Consider the following 22,521-nt stretch of genomic DNA (forward strand, 5'->3'; position numbering starts at 1 on the left):
CCATTTCTCGCATTCCGAGAACCGGGTGGGCTCAGGGGTGCGTCGGTCCGTTCAGCCACTCAGCACGGGGAAAGGCTCAGCCGATGTCCAAGCCCTCAGCCAAGCGAACCGCCTCCCTCACCCTCGCGGGCGCCGCCGTACTCACCCTCGCCTTCGTGACCACCACCTCCACCTCCGCTTCCGCCTCCCCCGACGGGTCCACGCCGCAGCAGGCCCCGGCGGCCGCGGCGTTGCCGTCCGTCTCGGGCAGCCCCGAGGCGGCCTTCACCCGCATCGCCGACTTCTACGGCTCCTACATCGACGCGGTCTACGACGGCGACGGGCAGACCGCGGACCGGCTGCGCGCCTTGTACCTCTCGGAGCCGCTCCGGGCGCAGCTGCGGCAGTGGGAGGAGACGAACCACGCGGACGGCGTGCTCCGCGCGCAGAACGTGCCGCTGCAGTGGAAGGTCGCCTCCACCGGCAGCGGCATGGGCAAGACCAACGCCACGGTCACCCTGACGTGGGGCGGCGGCGCCACGACGAAGGTCCACGTCCAGGCCGACCTCGCCACCCGGAAGATCGTGTCCATCGGGGACTGACCGGCGGACGCGGGGGCCGCTCGTCGCGGAAGCCGGATACCGGCGACGACGCGGCCCCCGCCCTCAGTGGATGACGCTGAAGCTGCGCCAGGGCAGGCTTTCGGGGGCCGTCACGTTCGAGAGGGTGGTGGCCACGTAGATGCCGTCGGCCCGGTCGGTCTTCTTACAGTTCTCGGTCCGGTACAGCACGATGTCGACAAGGGTGTTGTTCTCGACGTGGGTGGCGCCCCTGGGGATGGCGATCTTGTGGCAGCCCGTGACCGGGGTGTTGGAGTAGCTCAGCTCGACCGGCGAGTCGTGGCCGCGGAAGGTGAGCATGCCGACGGTTCCCCGACCCAGGCCCGAGCAGGCGGTGGCCGTCAGCAGCAGCGCTGCGGCCCCCGCGAGGATGCTGAAACGTCGCCTGTGGGACATGGTGCGGTCCTCGTCTGTGCGGTGGTGGCGGTCCTTGCACACAGCGTGGCCCGGCGGGGCGCGCGTGGCTTCCGCTGCTCGGCCGACCGGATGAACGCGGCGGCGGATGGCGGGTGGGACACACCCGCGCGAGGGATTCGTCGGGGCCGATGCGTAACCAGGGCGACGGTGAATCGTTTCTCTATCTGTCGCAGATACACCACCGCGTCCCCCGCGGCGTCAGCGGCACGAGGGTCCGGGGAAGTCCATCACTCCCCGGGCCCTCGGCTCCTCCCCCGGCCGGCGGGACCGGACGCCTGGTTGGGCCCGTCCGGTCACCGCCCCCGCGTTCCGCGGCGCCGGTGCGGTCAGCGGCCGCGGCGGTTGTCGTAGACGGTGAGGGACAGCGCCTTCATCGCGCTCTCGGCCCGCTTCGCGTCCAGGCCCTCGTCGATGGCTTCGAGGGCGGCGGCCGCCGAGGTCTGCACCGGGTGCGGCAGGCCCTCGTAGGCGGCGATCCGGTAGGCCATCGTGCGGCGGGCCGTGCGCTCGGCTTCGCTCACCCCGTCGGGGGTCAGGGGGAAGACGGCGGCCTGGTACGTCGCGATGCAGACGAGGGTCGCGTCGGAGAGTCCCTCCGCGTAGCCGTCCGACGGAACGGCCTCCTCGCGCTCGGGCTGGAGGAACGCGAAGACCTGGCGGCGGGAGAGGTACGCCCCCGCGCCCGCGCCCAGGCCGGCCGCGCTCGCGCAGACCAGGGCCATCAGCCGGCCGGACAGGAGCAGACCGAGGCAGGCTCCGCCGACCGCACCGCACGTCACCAGGACGAAGGTGATCATCAGGTGGATGCGCTGAGCGGGCGGGGACTTCATGCCAGCAGTATGCACAGTGCTCAGAGACGGCGGTCGGCCGCGTCGAAGCGGGCGAGGGACAGGGCTCCGGCGTGCAGGGAGTCCTCCAGCGCGCGCCGCGTCGCCCCGTCCAGTCCGCCCAGGGCCTCCGCGACGTCCTCGGTGGCGTCCCGGGCTATCTCGGCCGCCAGGTCTCCCGGCGGCGTACGGGGTCCCAGCTTGCTCACGGCCGACGCGGCCCGGGCCGGGGTGAGCAGGCCGGTGCCGTGCGCGAGCAGCCAGCCGGGGACACCGGCCGCGCCGTCCGCGGGCGCCTTGTAGGGGCGCGAGCCGTCGAACCGTTCGTCCTCGGCGAAGGCGGACTGCTTGAACTTGGCCATGGGCCGCCCGGACTCCCGGGTTTCCCCGGCGGGCTTGACGACCAGGCCTTCCGCGAGGTTGTCCGGCAGGGCGGGCAGGCCCAGCAGGCCGGGCAGCCGGGTGGGGAAGACCACGGGCAGTTCCTGGAGCCGGGCGATCGGGCCTTCGGCCAGCAGCGGAACGCAGACCAGGTCGGCCGCGTCCGCCGCCGTGCGCAGCGTCCGGTCGGCGACCCAGCGCAGGCCGTCCCCGTCCCCCTCCCCTTGCCCGTCTGCGACGGTCGCGTCGAAGGGCAGCCACAGCAGGTCGGGGGCGTACCAGACGCCGGTCTGTACGGGCTGCGCGCCCGGTGTCGGCGGTACGTCGGGGTGCGGGTAGCGGCCGCCCGCGAGTTCGCCGTAGAGGGTCACGACCGCCGTGGCCGGGGCCCCGCAGTCCACACGCAGGGCCTGGGCGCAGCGGATCGCCGCGACCGCCAGGGCGGGCCAGATCCGGCCGACGCCGAAGAACTCGTCCAGCCCGGCATCGGCGAGGAGCTCGCGCCGCTTGGCCGGACGCGCGCCCGACTCGTCGCACACGACGGCGAAGTTGGCGCCGTGGACCTTCTCGTGGGCGACCCAGTTCCGTCCGCTGACCTCGCCCAGGCGGCGGTTCGCGGGGATCTTCGGATACGGGGACCAGGAGCGGGGTTCGGGGTGCACCGCGCGATGGTAGCGAGCACGGCGGGGACGGAGCACGGGATTTCCGCGGCGGCCGGTCCGGGAAGGGGTCCCCGGCGGCAACGCGCCTGGTCGGCGCCTTCTAGGGTGATCACGACAACCGACCTGCCCGGAAGGGGAATCCAGACGTGTTCGCTGTGATCTACCGGTGGCGGCTCCGCCCGGGCCTGGAGCGGCAGTTCGCCGACGGCTGGCACCGGGTGACGGCCGCCATCCACGCGCGGTGCGGCTCGTACGGGTCGCGGCTGCACCGGGCGGACGACGGCACCTGGGTGGCGTACGCCCGCTGGCCCGACGAGGAGACGCGTGAACGGTGTTCGGCGCCCGACCCGCAGGGGCTGGCCATGATGCTGGAGGCGATGGCGGAGCGCTTCCCGGAGACCCGGCTGCAGATCGTCGACGACCTGCTCGCCGAACCGGAACCGGAACCGAGACCGGGGCCCGAACACGACTCACTCGGCTGGTACCCGTCGGCGGGGACGGGCGCGAGCCGGTAGGCGCCCTCGTGGGAGACTTTGGACGCGATGACGGTCGAGGCTGATGCGAGAGGTCTACGCCTGTACGTCTCACCCGACCAGATCGGCCAGGGCATCGGCCGGAGGCTCCTCGATGAGGCCCACTCCAGGATGGAGGGCCAGGGGTTCGAGACGTCGGCCCTGTGGGTGCTGCATGACAACCAAGGGGCCCGGCGCTTCTACGAGCGGGCCGGCTATCGAGCCGATGGCACGACCCGGGACGACGTCTACGACGAGGTCGCTCTCACGGAGCTGCGCTACCGGCGCCGGCTCTGAGCGCGCAGGGGCTCACAGGGGGTCCACGTCCAGGAAGGCCGCGAGGGCGGGTGGGTCGGCGCCGCCCGGGGTGCCCGGGAGGAGCAGTTCCGCCCAGATGACCTTGCCCTCGGGGGTGTAGCGCGTGCCCCAGTGTTCGCTGAGCTGGGCGACCAGGAACAGGCCGCGGCCGCCCTCGTCCGTGGTGGCGGCGTACCGCAGGTGGGGGGCCGTGCTGCTGCCGTCCCACACCTCACAGGTCAGGGTGTGGTCGTGGAGGAGCCGGACGCGGACCGGCTCGCTGCCGTGCCGCAGGGCGTTGGTGATCAGTTCGCTGAGGATCAGTTCCGTGGCGAAGCCGAGTTCGGACAGGCCCCACTCGTCGAGCTTCTTCGCCGCGACACTGCGCATGGCGCCGACCGCGCTCGGTTCGAACGGTACGTTCCACTGCGTGACCCGGTCCGGGCCGAGGGTCCGCGTCCGCGCGATGAGCAGCGCCACGTCGTCGGTCGGCCGGGGCGGCAGCAGCATGTCGAGCACGGCCCGGCAGCTGTCCTGCGGGTCCCGGTCAGGGTGGCTGAGAGCCGCCCGCAGCAGCTCCAGCCCCTCGCCGATGTCGCGGGTCCGCTCCTCGATCAGACCGTCCGTGTAGAGGACGAGCTGGCTGCCCTCCTCCAGGTCCAGTTCCGCGGTCTCGAACGGCATGCCGCCGAGCCCCAGCGGGGGTCCGGCCGGCAGTTCCACGATCTCCGTCGTGCCGTCGGGGGCGACGACCAAGGGCGGCAGGTGCCCCGCCCGTGCCACCGTGCAGCGCTGGGACACCGGGTCGTAGATGGCGTACAGGCAGGTGGCGCCCATGATCCCGCCCCCGCCGTTCGTGTCGCCGTCCCCGTCGCGGTCGTGGTCGATGCGCTGTACGAGGTCGTCGAGCCGGGCGAGGATCTCGTCGGGCGGCAGGTCGAGGGAGGAGAAGTTGTGCACCGCCGTGCGCAGCCGCCCCATGGTGGCGGCGGCGTGCAGGCCGTGTCCGACGACGTCGCCGACGACCAGCGCGACCCGGCCGCCCGGGAGCGGGATCACGTCGAACCAGTCGCCGCCCACGCCGGACTGCGCGGGCAGGTAGAAGTGCGCCACGTCCATGGCGCTCTGCTCGGGCAGGGCGCGCGGCAGCAGGCTGCGCTGGAGGGTCACGGCGAGGGCGTGCTCGCGCGTGTAGCGGCGGGCGTTGTCCATGCTGACGGCGGCGCGGGCGACGAGTTCCTCGGCCAGCGACAGCTCGTCCTCGTCGAAGGGCTCCTTCTTCTCCGACCGCCAGAAGTTGACCACGCCGAGGACGACGCCGCGGGCCATGAGGGGGGCAGCGATGAGCGAGTGGATCCCGTACTCGACGATGGCCTGCGCGCGGGGCGGGTCCTGGGCCTGCCAGCCCGGCGCGTCGGCCAGGTCGGTCACCAGTTCCGCCCGGCCGGTGCCGTAGCCGCGCGCCTGCGGGGTGGACGGCAGGAAGTCGATCAGCCGGCCGACGGGGTAGAGGGGATGGTCGGACCGGATGCCGCTGACCGCCGTACGCCGCATGTCGGCTCCCGGGGCGGGTTCGTCGCCGTCGAGGACCTGATCCGCCAGGTCGACGGTGACGTAGTCCGCGAACCGGGGGACGGCGACGGCGGCGAGCTCCTCGGCCGTCCGCACCACGTCGAGGCTGGTGCCGACGTCGCCGCCCGCGTCGTAGAGCAGCTTGAGGCGCCTGCGAGCGGTCTCGGCCCGTGCGGTCAGGACCCGCATCTCGGTGGAGTCGCGGATCGTGACCGCGCTGCCCTCCGGCCGGCCCCGGGGGTGGGTGGGCCGCTGGTTGACCACGAGCAGCCGGTCCCCGCTCTCCAGTACCTCGTCGGTGGCCGTCCGGCCGGAGAGCAGCAGGTCCCCCATCCGGCGGTCCAGTCCGGGTACGTCCGCGATGTGGCGTCCGTCGGCATCCTCCGGCAGCCCGAGGAGCCGTTTGGCCTCGTCGTTCGCCAGCAGCAACCGTCCTTCACCGTCGGTGATCAGCACCCCCTCGCGGACGGCGTGGAGCACCGCGTCGTGGTGCTCGTACATGCGGGTCATCTCCTGCGTGCCGAGCCCGTGGGTCTGGCGGCGCAGACGTCTGCTGATCAGGGCCGTGCCGACGGTCGCCAGGGCCAGGCCGGTGGCGATGGCCAGGAGGATGACGGGGAGCTGGCGGTCGACGACGCCGGTCACGTTCTTCACGGTCAGGCCGGCCGAGACCAGGGCGACGACCTTGCCGTCCTGGTCCTTGACCGGAACGATGGCCTGGATCTCCTTGCCGAGGGGACCCTGCACGCTTTCGGTGTGGACCTTGCCGGCGAGGGAGGGCTCGATCGTGCCGACGAACCGTTTCCCGATGCGATCGGGCTGGGGGTGGCTGTAGCGGATGCCGTTGGTGTCCATCACGACGATGAAGTCCACGCCGGCGGCCTTGCGCGTCTCTTCGGCACGGGGTTGCAGGACCTCGGACGGGTCGGACGTCTTCAGCGCGTCCTCAAGACCCAGGGAGTGCGCGAAGGTCTCGGCCACGGACACCGAGCGGTTGCGCGCCTCCCGGTCGATGTCGTGGCGCGACTGGAGTACGAGGGCCAGCAGTGACCCGGCAGCGAGCAACACCACGATCGCCACCTGGAGGACGAATACCTGTCCGGCGACGCTCCTGGTTCTGTTGCCTAGCGGTGACCGCACCGACGTGCCCGGCACGGGTGGCGAGGAATGGTCACGAACCCAGTTGTAGCACTTCCGGGCCGCCATGGCTCCCATCGCGCACGGCGCGCGCCGGATCTGTCACACCTGGTCCTGGACGACCGGTCAGTGCGACGGGGTTCCGCCGGGGGCCGGCGGGCCGCCCGCGGCCGCGACGGACGGGGCCTACGGGGTACGCGGCGCCTGCGCGGCCTGGGCGATCCCGGCGGTCCGCCGGGGCTCGGGGGTCTGCTCGGCCGGCTGGGTTCCCGGTGCCGGTGAGGCTCCCGGTGCCGGTGAGACTTCCGGTGCCGGTGAGACTTCCGGTGCCGGTGAGGCGCCCGGTGCCTGCGACGCGCCTGGGGTCGGCGAGGCCTCCGGCGTGCAGGTCACCTCGTCGCGCGGCGTGTAGTGGGTCTGGAACTCCTCGTGCCTGACCTCCTTGCCGCCCTGGACGAAGACACGGCCGACGGCCACGTCGAAGCCCTCGAGCGGGGTCTGGACCTCGCACGCCGGCCCGCTGCCCGTCCGCTTGGCGGGCGGGGTGATGTTCGTGCGCGGCCCCTTGGTCGCGCGTATCTCGTCGTACTTCTTCGTGCCGAGGAGGGAGATGGTCAGCGAGCTGTCGGTGGACCGGGCCTGGATGTACAGGGGGTGGCCCGAGTCGTTGACCCAGCGCAGGTCGAGGGTGCCCCAGGCGACGGTGGCCTCCCGGCCCTCGGGGTACCGCTCGATGTAGAAGGAGTGGGCGCCGTGCTCGACGGGCTTGACGCCCGCGAAGAACACCGCGTTGTACATGGTGGTGGCGACCGCCGAGACGCCTCCGCCGGGCGATTTCACGTACTGGCCGTCGTTGATCATGATGCCGTCGACGAAGCCGTTCTCGGGGGTGCGCTCGCCGACCGTACGGTTGAAGCTCCACTCCTCCCCTGGCATGACGACGGAGCCGTTGATCAGCTCCACGGCGCGGCCGATGTTGGTCGTGCGGTACGGGGCGGCCGGGAACTCGACGGTGAAGGAGGAGACCTTCTCCTTGATGCCGAGGCGCCGCGCCTCCGCGGCGGAGAGCTCCGGCTGGACGGCCACAGTGGCGAGCTCGCCGCTGCGGGCGTCGCCCGAGCGGGTCAGCAGGGGCAGCACGGCCTTGCCGAGCGCCGCCTCCGTCACCTGCCGGCCCTCGCGGCCCGGATCGCCGATGACCACCCGGCCGGCCGCGTCGAGACGGGGCACGGCGTCGCGCGGGGCCGAGGTGACCGCCCCGATCGGGCGGGCCACGGCGGGGTCGGCGAGCAGGCCCTTGGAGTCGAGGGCCGGCACGAGACGGCCCTGGGCGTCGGCCCGCATCTTCAGGTGCTCGCCGAGGACGCCGGGGGCTATGGACAGCCGCTGGCCGGCGACGGTGAGGTTGACGGGCCCGGACATCGCGGGCTGTGCGAACTGGCGCATGGCCCGTCCCGTCTCCTCGCTGCCGATGCGGGGCTGGGTGCGCTCGACGGGCATCACGACGGGGCCGGCGGCCGGTCGCAGGTAGGCCGTACGGAGCGTGTCGAGGGCCTGGTCCTCGACGAGGGTGACGCCCTGCTGCGGGGCGACGGCCTTCGCCGCGCCCTCCTCGAACGTGATCGACCCGTCGCGGGCCTGCTGGCCGGTGGCCGCGCCGATGCGGTCGACCGCGGCCCGGGCGGTCTGCTCGTTCATCCGGATCACCGGCTGGACCTCGCGGTCGCCGGAGGCGAAGAGCCGGCCGATGACGGTGGCCGGGCCGTATCCCGTCCGGACGGCGTGACCGACGGTCTCGGTGGTGTCGAGCGAGAGCCCGAGCGTGGCGGGGTCGGCCTTCTCCACGCGGTCGCCGATCTTCATGGCGACCGGGGCCGCGGCGGCGGGCCCGAGCTCGTGGGTCAGCTTGCGCTGCGCCTGCGCCCGGCTCATGCCGCCGATGTCCACTCCCAGGACGCTCGTGCCCTGGTCGATGTCACCGCCGGCCACGAGCCCGGTGACGTAGAGGCCGCCGCCGAGTCCGAGTACGACGGCGCCGCCTGCCAGCGGCAGGGTGATACGTCGGTTGGAGGTCCAGTTGCCCAGGCGTCCCATGTCTCTCCCACGGCGCCGACCGGTCGAGCAGGTGGCGCGGGCCCCACAAGCGACCCATCGACGACAGTTCCGGGAAGCAATGATCCACGCCAAATGGGTGATTCTGGGGTGAATGTAATAGTTCTCACGATGTGCGTCACGCCTTGCTCAGCGGGGCCGCGTGACCGGGAACGGCGGTCTGCAGATCCTTCGGCGGCCGCTCGTACCCCGTCGACGCCGGCCGGGGGGTGGGCCTGGTGGCCGTGTGCGCGCAGACGCACGCGCCGTGCCAGGCGCCGGGTACGAGGACGAAAGGGGTCATCGCGGTACCCCTTCCGGGTCGGTCGGGGCGGTCCATCGCGCGGTCGGGCCCGTCAGTCGGTGACGGAGAGCACGATCTTGCCGGTCGTGCGGCGGCTGTCGGCGAGCTCGTGGGCCTTGGCCGCGTCCGCGAGCGGGAGGACGGTGTCGAGTGCGGGACGCAGCAGCCCGGCTCCGGCGAGTGCGGCGATCTCCCGCATGCCCGCCTGGTCGGCTTCCACGGCCATGAAGGCGGCGCGCAGTCCGAGCGGGCGCGCGGTGTCCGCCAGTCGCGCCTCGGCCGGGGAGGCGAGCGCGACCAGGATGCCGTCGGGGCGCAGGGCGCGCAGGGAGCGCGGTCCATAGGCGCCACCGATCGCGTCGACGACCACATCCACCGGTTCCACGGCCGTCTCGAAGTCGGCTTCGGTGTAGTCGACGAGTTCGTCGGCTCCGAGCGAGCGGAGGAACTCGTGCTTGGCGGCGCGGGCGGTGCCGATGACGTGGGCGCCGCGCGCCTTGGCGATCTGCACGGCGAGGTGGCCGACCCCGCCCGCCGCCGCGTGGATCAGTACGCGCTGCCCCGGGCGGACGTCGGCGGTGTCCACCAGGGCCTGCCAGGCGGTCAGTCCGGCCAGCGGCAGCGCGGCGGCCTGTTCGTGGGTCAGTGCGGCGGGCTTGCGGGCCAGGTGCCGGGCCGGGGAGGTGACGTACTCGGCGTAGGTGCCGGCGGGCAGCGGGTGGCGCGGCATGCCGAAGACCTCGTCGCCCGGCGCCAGGGTGGTCACCCCCAGGCCGACCGCCTCGACCACGCCCGAGACGTCCCAGCCGAGGCGGATCACGGCGCCGGCGAGGCCTCCGGTGGCGCGGTGCCAGGAGTCGGTCGGGTTGACCCCGGCCGCGTGCACCCGTACCAGCACCTCGGCCGGCCCGGGCGACGGGCGCTCCACCTCGACCACCCGGAGCACCTCGGGCCCGCCGAACTCGTCCTGACCGATCGCACGCATCGTGTTCGCCTCACTTCGCCGGGCCCCTGCGGCCCTCTTGGATCAAGGCTCGCCAATGCGGCGGACCGCAACGAGTGGCAAGGCTGCCACGATGTGGAAGGATCTTGCCATGCATCGTGTCGTCGTCCTGGCCCTCGAAGGCGTCTACCCCTTCGAACTCAGCATTCCCGTACGCATCTTCGGCACCGCGGCCGCGCTCGACGGCACACCGCTCTACGAGGTCGTCACCTGCGGCCTCGACGGCGGCCCGGTGACCACCAGCGCCGACTTCGCCATCACCGTGACCCACGGGAGCGAGGCGCTGCGGACGGCGGACACGCTCGTCATCCCGCCGTTCACCTGCGGCACGGAGGAGATCCGGGACTGGCTGCCCGACGAACTGGCCGAGGCCCTCGCCCTCTTGCCGGCCGGCGCCCGCATCGTGTCCATCTGCACCGCCTCTTACGTGCTGGCCTCGGCCGGCCTCCTCGACGGGCACGCCGCCACCACGCACTGGAACGAGGCCGGAAGCTTCCAACAGGCCTTCCCGCAGGTGCAGGTCGACGCGAACGTGCTCTTCGTGGACAACGGCCGGATCCTCACCGCGGCGGGCGTCGCGGCCGGGGTCGACCTGTGCCTGCACCTGGTGCGCCGCGACCACGGCAGCGAGATCGCCAACAGGGTGGCCCGGTTGTGCGTCGTACCGCCCTGGCGGGAGGGCGGCCAGGCCCAGTACATCGAGCGCCCGGTACCGGAGCCGACGGCCGCGACGACGGCCGCCACCCGCGAGTGGGCCCTGCGGGAGCTGCACCGGCCGCTCGTGCTGGCCGAACTCGCCGGCCACGCCGGGATGAGCGTACGGACGTTCTGCAGGCGTTTCGGCGAGGAGGTGGGCATGCCGCCCGGCCAGTGGCTCGCCCAGCAGCGGGTCGAGCACGCCCGCCGGCTGCTGGAGACCACCGACCTGTCCGTCGATCACGTGGCCGCCCGTGCGGGCTTCGGCACGGCGGCTTCCCTGCGCCGGCACCTGGCCCAGAGCATCGGGGTCTCCCCCACCGCCTACCGGCAGGCGTTCCGCGTCGGCTGACGGGTGGGCGCGGCAAGTCGGCGCTCAGCCAGGCGCGTTGCCGATGGCAGATCATCGGGTTAGATTTCCGGAAACTCATCCTCATTCGAGCGGGGCAGACGTGTTAGAGCTGACGGGGAGCGGAGCCGAGCCTCTGGAGGCGGGGGATCCACGCCGGATCGGGGCCATTCCGCTGGCGGGCCGGCTCGGCGCCGGAGGCATGGGGAGGGTGTACCTCGGGGTCCGAGAGGGCCGGTACGTCGCCGTCAAGCAGCTGCTGTCCTCGGTCGTCGGCGAGGACGAGGACTTCCTGCGGCGTTTCGGGCACGAGCTGGACAACCTCTCCCGGCTGCCCGCGGAGGCCACCGCGCCGCTGCTCGCCAGCGACCGCACCGCGAGCCCGCCGTGGTTCGCCACCGCTTACATCCCCGGGCTCACCCTGCGGGAGGCCATCGCGCTGCACGGCGGCCCGCTGCCCGCGGACGTGCTGTGGCTGCTGCTGCGGGAGGCGGCGGCGGGCCTGGCGTCGGTGCACGCGCTGGACATGGTGCACCGGGACCTCAAGCCGTCCAACGTCATGCTGACGCTCGGCGGTCTCACGCTGATCGACTTCGGCGTCGCCCGCGCCGCGGAACAGAGCCAGCTGACCCGGACCGGCATGGTGGTGGGCACGCCCGCCTACATGGCTCCCGAACAGGCCTCGGGCCGACGGCGGTTGAGCGGTGCCACCGACGTCTTCGCGCTGGGCTCGGTCCTCGCGTACGCGGCGTGCGGCCGGCCGCCCTTCGGCGACGAGTCGGGACACGGCGTGCTGTACCGCATCGTCCACGAGGAGCCCGACCTGGATCCGTTGCGGGAGGCGGCACCGGAACTCGCCGACCTCGTCACGGCCTGCCTGGAGAAGGATCCCGACGCCCGCCCCACCGCGGCCGAGCTCCTCGAACGCGCCGCACGGCACGGTCCGTTCACGGAGCCGCTGTGGCCGGCGGCCATCGCCGAGCGGCTGACCGAGCGGGCCGCCTTCGCCGCGAACGTGCAGGAGGTCGACGTACCGACGCTCCCGCTCGCGGGTGAGGAGCCGGACCCGGATACCGATACGGAACCGGCGGCACGGGCACCGGCACCGGGCAAGGGATCCGAGAAGGCACCGGAGGATCCGGGGCCCGCGCCCCCACCCGCCGCGTCCCGCCCTGAACGGCCCGAACGGCGCCGCCGCACCCGCGTCCTGCTGGCCGTCTTCCCCGTCGTCGTGGTCGCGGGCGGCACGACGCTCGCCATCCAGTACCTGCCGCACACGGGCTCGCCGCAGGCCGATGCACGGAACACCCCGCAGACCTCGGTCACGGCGCCGGCCGACCCGTCCCCGCCGGCGGCGGCGGGCGGCAGCCCGGCGGCGTCGGCGTCACCCGCGCAGTCACCGGCCCCGGACCCGGCCCAGGCGCAGGGCGGGGCGGGCGGCGTCCCGCCGAACGCGGCCGCCGCGGGCGCCGGCCAGGGCGGCGGTCCCGGCCAGGGCGGCGGCGCCCAGACCGGTCCGGGCGGCTCGGGCGGCTCGGCCGGAGCCGGCAACTCCGCGAACGCGGGCGGCGCCGGCAGTACGCGCCCCTCCGGTGGCGGCACGTCCACGGCCCCCACGGAGCCGGCCCCTCCGGCACCCCCCGCGTCCGGCACCTACCGCTACCGCAACGGCAACAACAGCAAGTGCGTCACCCAGGTGTTCGGCGCCTCGGACTTCGGCGAGTGCTCGGACGGGTCCGCCCGCTGGACCGTGCAGGGCAGGTCGGACGGCGGCTTCAAGCTCGTCAACCAGCAGAGCGGCCAGTGCCTGTACTCCAACGGCCTCGGCCAGGCCGTCTTCGTGGGCGACTGCGCCCAGGACATCGGCCGGATCTGGCGCACGGGTGCGAACGGCACCCTCCGCAGCGATCTCGGCGGCGGCTGCCTCGACCTGGGCATGGCCAGCGGCCTCGTGACGAAGTCCTGCGGCGGCGAGGCCTCCCAGCGCTGGACGAGGCAGAGCTAGGCCGAGGTTCGGCCGCGGCCCCGGCCCTTGCCGGGGCCGCCGTTCGTCGGCGGGTAGCCGGGCTTCGCCGGTATCGACGGGGAGGGCAGCGGCGGGAGTGCGGGCTCGTAGAGCCAGGCCGAGAACAGGTCGTCCAGGGGCTCGGCGGTGTAGCGGGCCGCGTGGCAGGTGAAGCCGGCGGTGGTCACCACCCCGTTGCGGTGAACGGTGAGCCAGTCGCGCAGCATGCGGAAGAACGCGCCGTCGCCCAGGGCGCAGCGGATCGCGTGCACGGCGAGGCCCCCGCGCTGGTACAGGCGGTCGTCGAACATCAGCTTGCGGCCCGGGTCGGCCAGCCGCAGGTCCTGCGTGCGCGTGGCCAGCAGCCGGTGTGCGGTGACCGCCAGCTCGTGCGCGGTGCGCCCGCCGGAGCGCTCGGACCAGAGCCACTCGGCGTACTTCGCGAAGCCCTCGTTCAGCCAGATGTGCCGCCAGTCGGCGATGGTCACGCTGTTGCCGAACCACTGGTGCGCGAGCTCGTGGGCGATGAGGCGTTCCGAGCCGCGCGCGCCGTCGACGTGGTTGGTGCCGAACAGGGAGAGGCCCTGGGCCTCGACCGGTACGTCCAGTTCCTCGTCGGCGACGACGACCGTGTACTCACCGAAGGGGTAGGGCCCGAACAGTTCCTCGAACAGCTGCATCATCGCCGGCTGCCGGGCGAAGTCGCGGGAGAACTTCGGCAGCAGGTGTGCGGGCACGTGCGCGCTCTGCGGGACCCCGCCGAGCCCGGGGTCGCCGAGCAGCACCGTCTGGTGCATGCCGATGGACAGTCCGACGAGGTAGCTGGAGGTCGGCGCGGACTGCTCGTACACCCAGGTGGTGGTGCTGGCCCTGGTGGTCCGGGTGAGCAGCCGGCCGCCGGCCACCACGGTGTAGGCGGAGGGCGTGTTGACGGAGATCTGGTACGAGGCCTTGTCGGCGGGCCGGTCGTTGCACGGGTACCAGGAGGGGGCGCCGACCGGCTGGCTGGCCACGAGCGCGCCGTCGGTCAGTTCCTCCCAGCCGAGTCCGCCCCAGGGGCTGCGGACCGGCTTGGGGTTGCCCGCCCAGTGCACCTCCACGGTGAAGGCGGCACCGGCGGGCAGCGGCTTGGCCGGCCGGATGCGGAGTTTGCCGCCGCGGTGCGCGTAGTGCGGCGCCCGGCCGTTGACGAGGACGCGTCCTATTCTGAACTCGGCCAGATTGAGGTGGAACTCGGTGAGCGGTGCCCGCCCGGCGATGGCGCTGAGCCGGGCCGTCCCGGCCAGCCGGTTGGGGCCGGGACGGTATTCCAGAGCGAGTTCGTACCGGTGCACTCGGTAACGGGAGTCGCCGTTGGCCGGAAAGTACGGGTCCGACACCTCTGTCTTCTGGCCGCTCACTGCCGCTTCCGCTCCCTGCGCTGTGCTCGTACGACGTGCTGGTGTCCCGCTGCCGCCGCTTCCGCTTCCGGCCACCGCAGGGACGGCCCTTTCAGGACCGCCATGCCTCGATCGGATTGCCCAGCCAGCGGGTGTCGGCGGGGACGGATTCCCCGGCCATCACGAGAGAGGCGGGACCCAGCGTGCTGCGGGCCCCGACCGTGCTGCCGGGCAGGACGATTCCGCCCGGGCCCAGGGTGGCGCCCTCGCGGAGGACCACAGTATCCGTCCTCAAGATCCGGTCGTGGAAGAGGTGCGTCTGCAACACACAGCCGCGGTTCACGCTGACCGCGTCACCCAGGACGACCAGGTCCATCTCGGGCAGCCAGTAGCTCTCGCACCACACGCCGCGGCCGATGCGGGCCCCGAGCGCGCGCAGCCACAGGGCCAGCAGCGGGGTGCCGGGCACGGATCCGGCCAGCCACGGCACGGCCAGTACCTCGACGAAGGTGTCGGCCAGTTCGTTGCGCCATACGAACGCGCTCCACAGCGGGTGCTCGCCCGCCCGGTGGCGGCCCACCAGCAGCCACTTCGCGGCGACCGAGACCGCGCAGGCGGCCACCCCGGCGGCCAGCAGGACCGCTCCGGACAGCAGGGCGGTGCCCCAGATGCCCAGCCCTGTCGCCGTGATCAGCGCGCAGAGCGCCGCCACGGTCAGGACGGCCAGCGCGGCCGAGCAGAAGACGGGGACGAGCCGGCACAGCTCCACCAGCCCGCGCGCCCACAGCAGGTGCGCGGGCGGGTCGTAGGTCCGGCTCTGGTCGGCGTCGGCGGCGGAGCGCGGCAGCCTGACCGGCGGCAGGCCCAGGTACGAGCTGCCCTTCTTGGCCTTCTTCGGGGTGGCGGACAGCACTCCGACCAGCCCGTCGTCCGGCACGGTGCGGCCGGGGGCGGTCATTCCGGAGTTGCCGAGGAAGGCCCGGCGGCCGATCTCGGAGTGTCCGATGCGTACCCAGCCGCCGCCCAGTTCGTAGGGGGCGGTCAGGGTGTCGTCGGCGAGGAAGGCGCCTTCGCCCACGGTGGTGAGGCTGGGCAGCGCGAGGACGGTGGACACCTCCGCGCCCCGGCCGATCTTCATGCCGAGCAGTCGCAGCCACACGGGGGTGATCAGCCCCGCGTACAGCGGGAAGAGCGTCTCCCGGGACAGGTCCATCAGCTGGGTGACCGTCCAGGCCTGCCAGCCGACCCTGCTGTGCGTCGGATGGTTGCCCGTGCGCAGGCCGAGGCTGAGCAGCCGTACGGAGACCAGCAGCAGCAGGGCGTAGGCGAATCCGAAGGCGAGCGCCCCGGGGACGACGGCGATCAGCGCTCCGCGCAGGGCCTGGACGAGGCCGGCGTCGGCGGGCACGAAACGGCTCACCACGAGCAGGGCGGGCACGGTGGCGAGCACGGGCAGGGCCGTGAGGCAGAAGCCGGTCGCTCCGTACATGGCCCGCCAGTGGACCGAGCGGGGCGGGCGTTCCTTGGGCCAGTTGCGCTTGGCCTTGCCGAGCTTGCCGGCGGGCGCTCCGGCCCAGCGTTGGCCGGTGGTGATCTGGCCGACCACGGCGGAGCCGGGGGCCACCTCGGCCCGCTTGCCGACCCGGGCGCCGGGGAAGAGGATGCTGCGGGTGCCGACGACCGCGCCGGCGCCGACCTTCACCTGGCCGATCTCCAGCCGGTCCCCGTCCAGCCAGTGACCGGAGAGGTCCACCTCGGACTCCACGGCGCAGCCGCGGCCGAGTTTGAGCATGCCGGTGACCGGGGGCAGGGAGTGCAGGTCCACCTCGGGGCCGATCTTGGCGCCGAGGGCCCGCCCGTAGCGTTCCAGCCAGGAGCCGGTGAGTGAGGTCGCGCCGACGTACTCGGCCAGCCGCTCGGCGGTCCACAGCCTGAGGTGCACGCTTCCGCCGCGCGGGTAGCGGCCCGCCTTGACGCCGCGCAGCAGCAGGCGGGCGCCGCCGGCGGCGATCGCGAGGCGGCCGGGCGGGCTGTAGAGCAGCGCGGCTCCGGCGGCGACGAGCCACCAGGACGCGGTGGGCGCCCAGGGGTACGCGCCGAACAGGTGCAGTACGTTGCCCAGGGCCAGCAGCGCCACGGTCCAGCGCAGCCCGACCAGGGTGTACAGCGGGAGCAGCAGCAGTGACTGCACCACCTTGGACCGCAGCGGGACGGGCGCGATGACCCGGGCCGCGTCGTCGTCCTGTACGGACTTCTCCAGGCGGCGGGCCAGCTTGCGCAGGACGGGCTGCTGGTAGATGTCGAGGACGGCGGCACGCGGGTAGCGGGTGCGCAGCCGGGTGGTGAGCTGGGCGGCGGCGAGGCTGCTGCCGCCGATCGCGAAGAAGTCGTCCGCGGCGCTGTTGACGGCCACGCCGAGGGTCTCGCTCCACTGCTCGGCGAGCCAGGCCTCGGTGCCGTAGAGCTGCTCGGCGGGGCCGGTGGTCTGCAGTTCGGGCAGGGGCCAGGGCAGCGCGTCGCGGTCCACCTTGCCGGAGGTGCGGGTGGGCAGCTCGTCGACCGGTGCGAGCAGCGGTACGAGGGCCGCGGGCAGCTCGGAGCGCAGCCGCTCCACCGCGGCCGCGTGGTCCCAGCCGTCCTGGGTGACGAGGTAGCCGACGAGGAGCTGGTTGCCGCTGCGGGCGGTGCGGACGGCCGCGGCCGCGCCGGCGACGCCGGGCAGGGCCTGAAGGGCGGCGTCCACCTCGCCCAGCTCGATCCGGCGGCCGCCGAGCTTGATCTGCTCGTCGGCGCGGCCGAGGAAGACCAGGCCTTCCGGTTCGGCGCGGACGAGGTCGCCGCTGCGGTAGGCGCGCTGCCAGCCGAGGGACTCCAGCGGGGCGTACTTCTCGGCGTCCATCGTAGGGTCGAGGTAGCGGGCGAGGCCGACGCCGCCGATGACGAGCTGGCCGCTGCCGCCCATCGGCACCGGCTCGCCGGACTCGTCGACCACGGCCAGTTCCCAGCCGGCGAGGGGCAGGCCGATCCTGATGGGTTCCTCGCCGGTGAGGAGGGCGGCGCAGGCGACGACGGTGGCCTCGGTGGGGCCGTAGGTGTTCCAGACCTCGCGGCCCTCGGTGACCAGGCGCTGGGTGAGCTCGGGCGGGCAGGCCTCACCGCCGAAGATCAGCAGCCGGACCTCGTTGAGGGTCTCGGGCTCCCAGAGCGCGGCCAGGGTCGGCACGGTGGAGACCACGGTGATCTCCTGGTCGGCCAGCCAGGGGCCCAGGTCGGCGCCGCTGCGGACCTGGGAGCGCGGGACGGGCACGAGGCACGCTCCGTAGCGCCAGGCGAGCCACATCTCCTCGCAGGACGCGTCGAAGGCGACGGACAGACCGGCCATGACGCGGTCGCCGGGCCCGATCGGCTCCTCGGTGAGGAACAGCGCGGCCTCGGCGTCGACGAAGGCGGCGGCGCTGCGGTGGCTGACGGCGACGCCCTTGGGCTTGCCGGTGGAGCCGGAGGTGAAGATGATCCACGCGTCGTGCTCGGGGCCGGGCCGCGCGGCGGACACGGCGGCGTCCGCGAGGCCGGTGGGGTCGAGGCGCCCTCCGGCGCCCAGCACCGCCCTGACGCCGGCCTCGCCGAAGACCAGTTCGGCGCGCTCGTCGGGGTCCTCGGCGTCGACCGGGACGTAGGCGGCGCCCGCGGCGAGCACGGCGAGGATGCCCGCGTACAGCTCGTTGGTCCCGGACGGCACGCGGACGCCGACCCGGTCGCCGCGGCCCACCCCGGCGGCCGCGAGGGCGCGGCGGCGGCGCTCGACCTCGGAGGCCAGCGCCCGGTAGGTCAAGCGGGTGGTGCCGTCGTCCAGGGCGAGCTCGTCGGGGTACGCCCGTACGGAGGATTCGAAGATGTCGACGAGGGTGCGCGTCGGCGCGGCGGGTCCGGCGGAGAACCTGGCGGACTTGCCGGACTCCCCGCTCGCGTCCTCGCGCGCGTCGCCGCTCGCGCTCCCGTACGCGTCCTCGCCGTCGAGCAGAGTGAGTTCACCGTGCTCAGGTGTTGCAGCCATCGGCCCTCGCGTCTCGTTCCCGGACGTCCCGGGTCGCCGGCGGAGCCCAGGTCTGCCCGGGTTGTTCCGTTCCAGCGCCAAACAACCCACCAGTCTAGTGCGGCATCAAGGGTTTTCTTCTTGAAGCCTGACGTGTGGCCGGGAAGGAACGATGGCGCCGCACCGTGGTGAACGGGTCGTGAACGGGTCAGGAATGGGCCTGCCGCTCAGTGCTCCGCGGTGTACCGGATCCGCGCCCACAGCGGGAGAGCAAACCAGCACAGGAGGTACCAGGCCAGCACGCCCGCCACCAGCCAGGGCACGAGCGCGTCGTGCGTGGCGACCCGCAGGACCAGGAAGAGGGCCGCGGTGCAGGTGGCCAGCAGCAGGACGAGTCCGGCGAAGGTGAGGCGCGAGGCCCAGGCCACGGCCTTGGGCTTGATGCGCCGGCCGGAGACGACGCGGTGGAAGGCGACGGGCCCGATGAGCGCGCCGGTCGCCAGCGAGCCGAGCACGACGGTGACGATGTAGATGGTCTTGTCGGTCTGCGGAAGTTCGTGGAAGAGGGGGGTGAACACGACCGTCAACAGGAAACCGAAGAGGATCTGCACGCCCGTCTGGGCGACGCGGATCTCCTGGATCAGCTCCTGCCACTGCCGGTCCGCGCGTTCTTCCCCGCTCTCGTTTCTTCCGTCGGGGGCTTCCGGCATGGTGCCCATGGTGCCTCCACGGGTCGGCGGCCGACGGGCCGGCGGCTTACGGTTCAATGACCCAGTTTGCGCTTGAGTTCGGCCTTGTCCATGGAGGAGCGGCCGTGCAGGTTGCGGCGCTTGGCCTCCTCGTAGAGCTGGTCGTAGGTCGGCCCCTGCGCGCCGCTGTGGGAGCGCTGCCCGCCCCGCCTGGCGGAGGACATGTCCTGCAGCGACGTCTTGCTCGCCGTCTTGGACTCGCCGGCGCGGGCGCGTTCCTTGTTGACCGCCCTGGGTTGACCGCCCTGGCCGCGATCTGGGTGAAACTGCGGGGCATGGTGCCTCCTTGGTCGAAGCCCGGTGTGCGGCGCCTACCCGCTCGGCGCCCGCTCACTCCCAGGCCTGGGCGCAGGCCGGGCACAGGCCGCGGTAGGTGACCTCGACCCCGGACACCGTGAAACCGAAGCGTTCCTCCGCCGGGAGGCCGGCCAGGGGGCTGCCGGTCGGGTGGACGTCGCGGATCAGGCCACAGCCGGAGCACACCAGGTGCTGGTGCGGGTGGTGCGCGTTGGGGTCGTAGCGCTTGGCCCGGCCGTCGGTGGTGACCTCCGCGACCTCGCCGAGGGCGACCAGCTCGCCCAGGGCGTTGTAGACGGTGGCCCGGGAGATCTCCGGCAGCCGCTCCGCCGCCCGGGCGTGCACCTCGTCGGCCGTGAGGTGCACGTGGTCTCCGTCGAGGACCTCCGCGACCACGCGCCGCTGGGACGTCATTCGCCAGCCACGCCCGCGCAGCCGCCTCAGCAGGTCACTCATATCGGCTCACCTGTTTCAGGTTCGACGGTGCCCGAGGTCTGCCGGCCGACATCGGGGATCCGACTCAATATGGGCTTGGTCTACTTCTTGACTTGGATTCCGTCCATCGTAGGATCGGTTTGATGGATAGCCAAGAGACAGGACGACTCCAGAGCGGCAGGTGCCACCGTCCGGGACGGTGACCGCCTCGGCGTCGATCCGACCGACGAGGCCGAGACCGTGGACGGGGCTCATCTCCCCGTCAGTTCCCTCGCATTCAGTTCCTGAACACCGTGATCCGCCTGGTACGGAAGGATTCCCATGTCTGAGAACCATGATGCAATCGTCGTAGACGCCAAGTCGGAGGGGGGCGGTGGCTGCCCTGTCGCCCATGAGCGCGCCCCTCATCCGACGCAGGGCGGCGGAAACCGTCAGTGGTGGCCGGAACGGCTCAACCTGAAGATCCTCGCCAAGAACCCCGCCGTCGCCAACCCGCTCGGCGAGGACTTCGACTACGCCGAGGCGTTCAAGGCTCTCGATCTCCCGGCCGTGAAGCGGGACATCGCGGAGGTGCTGACCACCTCGCAGGACTGGTGGCCCGCCGACTTCGGCCACTACGGCCCCTTCATGATCCGGATGGCCTGGCACAGCGCCGGCACGTACCGCATCAGCGACGGCCGCGGCGGCGCGGGAGCCGGCCAGCAGCGCTTCGCCCCGCTCAACAGCTGGCCGGACAACGGCAACCTCGACAAGGCCCGCCGACTGCTGTGGCCGGTCAAGAAGAAGTACGGCCAGAGCCTGTCGTGGGCCGACCTCATGATCCTGACCGGCAACGTGGCCCTGGAGCAGATGGGCTTCGAGACCTTCGGCTTCGGCGGCGGGCGCGCGGACGTCTGGGAGCCCGACGAGGACGTCTACTGGGGTCCCGAGACCACCTGGCTCGACGACGAGCGCTACACCGGCGACCGCGAGCTGGAGAACCCGCTCGGCGCGGTCCAGATGGGTCTCATCTACGTCAACCCGGAGGGCCCGAACGGAACTCCGGACCCGCTGGCCGCCGCGCGCGACATCCGTGAGACGTTCCGCCGGATGGCGATGAACGACGAGGAGACGGTCGCCCTCATCGCGGGCGGCCACACCTTCGGCAAGACCCACGGCGCGGGCCCGGCGGAGAGCGTCGGCGCGGACCCCGAGGCCGCCTCGATCGAGCAGCAGGGCCTCGGCTGGGCGAACTCCTTCGGCACCGGCAAGGGCGCCGACGCGATCACCAGCGGTCTGGAGGGCATCTGGACGAACACCCCGATCACCTGGGACAACAGCTTCTTCGAGATCCTCTTCGGCTATGAGTGGGAGCTGTTCAAGAGCCCCGCCGGCGCCCACCAGTGGCGGCCGAAGGACGGGGCGGGCGCGGGCACCGTGCCCGACGCCCACGACGCGTCCAAGAGCCACGCTCCGACGATGCTGACGACCGACCTCTCGCTGCGGATCGACCCGGCCTACGAGCAGATCTCCCGGCGCTTCCTGGAGAACCCCGCCGAGTTCGCGGACGCCTTCGCCCGTGCCTGGTACAAGCTGACCCACCGCGACATGGGCCCGGTCGTGCGCTACCTCGGCCCGGAGGTCCCGGCCGAGACGCTGCTGTGGCAGGACCCGCTCCCGCCCGTGACGCACGAGCTCGTCGACGCCGCCGACATCGCCTCCCTCAAGCAGCAGGTCCTCGCCTCCGACCTGACGGTGTCCCAGCTCGTGTCCACGGCATGGGCCTCCGCCTCGTCCTTCCGCGGGAGCGACAAGCGCGGCGGTGCCAACGGCGCGCGCATCCGGCTCCAGCCGCAGAGCGGGTGGGAGGTCAACGAACCCGACCAGCTGGCGACGGTGCTGCGCGCGCTGACGGGGATCCAGGAGTCCTTCAACGCCGCCCAGTCCGGCGGCAAGCGGATCTCGCTCGCCGACCTGATCGTGCTCGCCGGTGCGGCCGCCGTCGAACAGGGCGCCAGGGACGCCGGCTTCGACGTCGAGGTGCCCTTCGCGCCGGGCCGCGCGGACGCGGCCCAGGAGCAGACGGACGTGGACTCGTTCGCCGCGCTGGAGCCGACCGCCGACGGGTTCCGCAACTACCTGGGGAAGGGCAACCGGCTGCCGGCCGAGTACCTGCTGCTCGACCGGGCGAACCTGCTGAACCTCAGCGCGCCCGAGCTGACCGTCCTGGTCGGTGGCCTGCGCGTACTGGGCGCGAACCACCAGCAGAGCTCGCACGGCGTCTTCACCACCTCCCCCGGGTCCCTGACCAACGACTTCTTCGTCAACCTGCTGGACCTGGGCACGACGTGGAAGGCGACGGCCGGGGACGAGAGCACCTTCGAGGGCCGTGACGCCGCCACCGGCGCCGTCAAGTGGACCGGCACCCGTGCCGACCTGGTCTTCGGGTCGAACTCTGAGCTGCGCGCGCTCGCGGAGGTCTACGCGAGCGACGACGCGAAGGCGAAGTTCGTGAAGGACTTCGTCGCCGCGTGGGACAAGGTGATGAAGCTGGACCGCTTCGACCTCGTGTGACCCGACGTCCGGGCCGGCCGGCCCACTCCGGCCGGCCGGCCCGGACCCACGGGGAGGCGATCCTTTGGAAATGATCTTCCAAGGCGCCACCTTCGAGGGGTTCGAACCGGTCGGTCCGACCCGCCACCGCCGGTCGGGACTGAAGGTGCTGCGGCGCAAGGGTGACGCGGTCATGCGGGCCGAGCTCTGCGTCAACTGGGCCTACCGCGTCTGGTCGGGCCCG

General features: G+C 72.8%; 17 protein-coding genes and 1 pseudogene. 6 read left to right on the forward strand and 12 right to left on the reverse strand.

All coding sequences use genetic code 11. The features are described 5' to 3' along the window. Positions 1–83: 83 nt before the first annotated feature. A complete protein-coding gene (locus ACZ4VT_RS22340; RefSeq protein ID WP_467952025.1) occupies positions 84–581 on the forward strand; it encodes a hypothetical protein in 498 nt (165 codons plus the stop codon). Positions 582–644: 63 nt separating this feature from the next. Here the strand turns inward: ACZ4VT_RS22340 and ACZ4VT_RS22345 are convergent, their stop codons facing one another. From ACZ4VT_RS22345 to ACZ4VT_RS22355, 3 genes are all read right to left on the reverse strand, one after another. Beyond that, positions 645–995, reverse strand: a complete 351-nt coding sequence (locus tag ACZ4VT_RS22345) for a hypothetical protein (RefSeq protein WP_467952027.1) — start codon at positions 993–995, stop codon at positions 645–647. Positions 996–1,342: 347 nt separating this feature from the next. Further along, positions 1,343–1,846 carry a hypothetical protein gene (locus ACZ4VT_RS22350; protein WP_467952028.1) on the reverse strand — a complete coding sequence of 168 codons (504 nt, stop codon included), beginning with the start codon at positions 1,844–1,846 and terminating at the stop codon, positions 1,343–1,345. Between the two features lie 20 nt (positions 1,847–1,866). Beyond that, positions 1,867–2,886 (reverse strand): RNA ligase family protein, encoded by a 1,020-nt coding sequence (locus tag ACZ4VT_RS22355; protein ID WP_467952030.1) that lies wholly within the window; start codon positions 2,884–2,886, stop codon positions 1,867–1,869. Positions 2,887–3,032: 146 nt separating this feature from the next. Here ACZ4VT_RS22355 and ACZ4VT_RS22360 point away from each other — a divergent pair, with 146 nt between their 5' ends. Further along, positions 3,033–3,401: an antibiotic biosynthesis monooxygenase family protein gene (locus ACZ4VT_RS22360; protein WP_467952032.1), complete on the forward strand. Its 369-nt coding sequence runs from the start codon at positions 3,033–3,035 to the stop codon at positions 3,399–3,401. Positions 3,402–3,428: 27 nt separating this feature from the next. After that, the gene (locus ACZ4VT_RS22365; protein ID WP_467952034.1) at positions 3,429–3,695 is read left to right on the forward strand and encodes a GNAT family N-acetyltransferase; all 267 of its coding nucleotides are present in this window, start codon (positions 3,429–3,431) and stop codon (positions 3,693–3,695) included. 12 nt (positions 3,696–3,707) lie between these two features. Here ACZ4VT_RS22365 and ACZ4VT_RS22370 read toward each other — a convergent pair whose 3' ends face one another. The 4 genes from ACZ4VT_RS22370 to ACZ4VT_RS22385 all read right to left on the reverse strand — a co-directional run bounded on the left by ACZ4VT_RS22370 (position 3,708) and on the right by ACZ4VT_RS22385 (position 9,784). Beyond that, the gene (locus ACZ4VT_RS22370; RefSeq protein ID WP_467952036.1) at positions 3,708–6,347 is read right to left on the reverse strand and encodes a SpoIIE family protein phosphatase; all 2,640 of its coding nucleotides are present in this window, start codon (positions 6,345–6,347) and stop codon (positions 3,708–3,710) included. Between the two features lie 243 nt (positions 6,348–6,590). Next, entirely contained in the window at positions 6,591–8,498 is a 1,908-nt protein-coding gene (locus ACZ4VT_RS22375; RefSeq protein ID WP_467952037.1) for a VanW family protein, read from the reverse strand. Between the two features lie 136 nt (positions 8,499–8,634). Next, positions 8,635–8,799: a hypothetical protein gene (locus ACZ4VT_RS22380; RefSeq protein ID WP_467952039.1), complete on the reverse strand. Its 165-nt coding sequence runs from the start codon at positions 8,797–8,799 to the stop codon at positions 8,635–8,637. A 52-nt stretch (positions 8,800–8,851) separates the two neighbouring features. After that, positions 8,852–9,784: an NADP-dependent oxidoreductase gene (locus tag ACZ4VT_RS22385; RefSeq protein WP_467952040.1), complete on the reverse strand. Its 933-nt coding sequence runs from the start codon at positions 9,782–9,784 to the stop codon at positions 8,852–8,854. A gap of 109 nt (positions 9,785–9,893) precedes the next feature. Between ACZ4VT_RS22385 and ACZ4VT_RS22390 the strand changes: the two genes are divergently transcribed. Next, complete coding sequence (locus ACZ4VT_RS22390) at positions 9,894–10,850, forward strand: GlxA family transcriptional regulator (RefSeq protein WP_467952042.1); 957 nt, start codon at positions 9,894–9,896, stop codon at positions 10,848–10,850. Positions 10,851–10,950: 100 nt separating this feature from the next. After that, positions 10,951–12,852 carry a serine/threonine-protein kinase gene (locus ACZ4VT_RS22395; protein WP_467952044.1) on the forward strand — a complete coding sequence of 634 codons (1,902 nt, stop codon included), beginning with the start codon at positions 10,951–10,953 and terminating at the stop codon, positions 12,850–12,852. Here ACZ4VT_RS22395 and ACZ4VT_RS22400 read toward each other — a convergent pair. The 5 genes and pseudogenes from ACZ4VT_RS22400 to ACZ4VT_RS22420 all read right to left on the reverse strand — a co-directional run bounded on the left by ACZ4VT_RS22400 (position 12,849) and on the right by ACZ4VT_RS22420 (position 19,766). Beyond that, positions 12,849–14,252: a M1 family metallopeptidase gene (locus ACZ4VT_RS22400; protein ID WP_467952046.1), complete on the reverse strand. Its 1,404-nt coding sequence runs from the start codon at positions 14,250–14,252 to the stop codon at positions 12,849–12,851. The two genes, ACZ4VT_RS22395 and ACZ4VT_RS22400, sit on opposite strands and share 4 nt — an antisense overlap. Before the next feature lie 91 nt (positions 14,253–14,343). Further along, positions 14,344–18,285, reverse strand: coding sequence for a Pls/PosA family non-ribosomal peptide synthetase (locus ACZ4VT_RS22405; RefSeq protein WP_467952048.1), 3,942 nt, complete (start codon positions 18,283–18,285; stop codon positions 14,344–14,346). Positions 18,286–18,491: 206 nt separating this feature from the next. Beyond that, positions 18,492–18,983, reverse strand: a complete 492-nt coding sequence (locus tag ACZ4VT_RS22410; RefSeq protein WP_467952050.1) for a DUF6328 family protein — start codon at positions 18,981–18,983, stop codon at positions 18,492–18,494. Positions 18,984–19,027: 44 nt separating this feature from the next. Further along, positions 19,028–19,246, reverse strand: a pseudogene (locus ACZ4VT_RS22415) (plasmid stabilization protein); the annotation flags it as partial. Between the two features lie 97 nt (positions 19,247–19,343). Beyond that, positions 19,344–19,766 (reverse strand): Fur family transcriptional regulator, encoded by a 423-nt coding sequence (locus ACZ4VT_RS22420; protein ID WP_467952052.1) that lies wholly within the window; start codon positions 19,764–19,766, stop codon positions 19,344–19,346. A gap of 300 nt (positions 19,767–20,066) precedes the next feature. Between ACZ4VT_RS22420 and katG the strand changes: the two genes are divergently transcribed. Continuing rightward, the gene (katG, locus tag ACZ4VT_RS22425; RefSeq protein WP_467952054.1) at positions 20,067–22,298 is read left to right on the forward strand and encodes a catalase/peroxidase HPI; all 2,232 of its coding nucleotides are present in this window, start codon (positions 20,067–20,069) and stop codon (positions 22,296–22,298) included. Positions 22,299–22,521 lie beyond the last annotated feature (223 nt).

The sequence above is a fragment of the Streptomyces sp. NPDC029164 genome, from assembly GCF_055563995.1.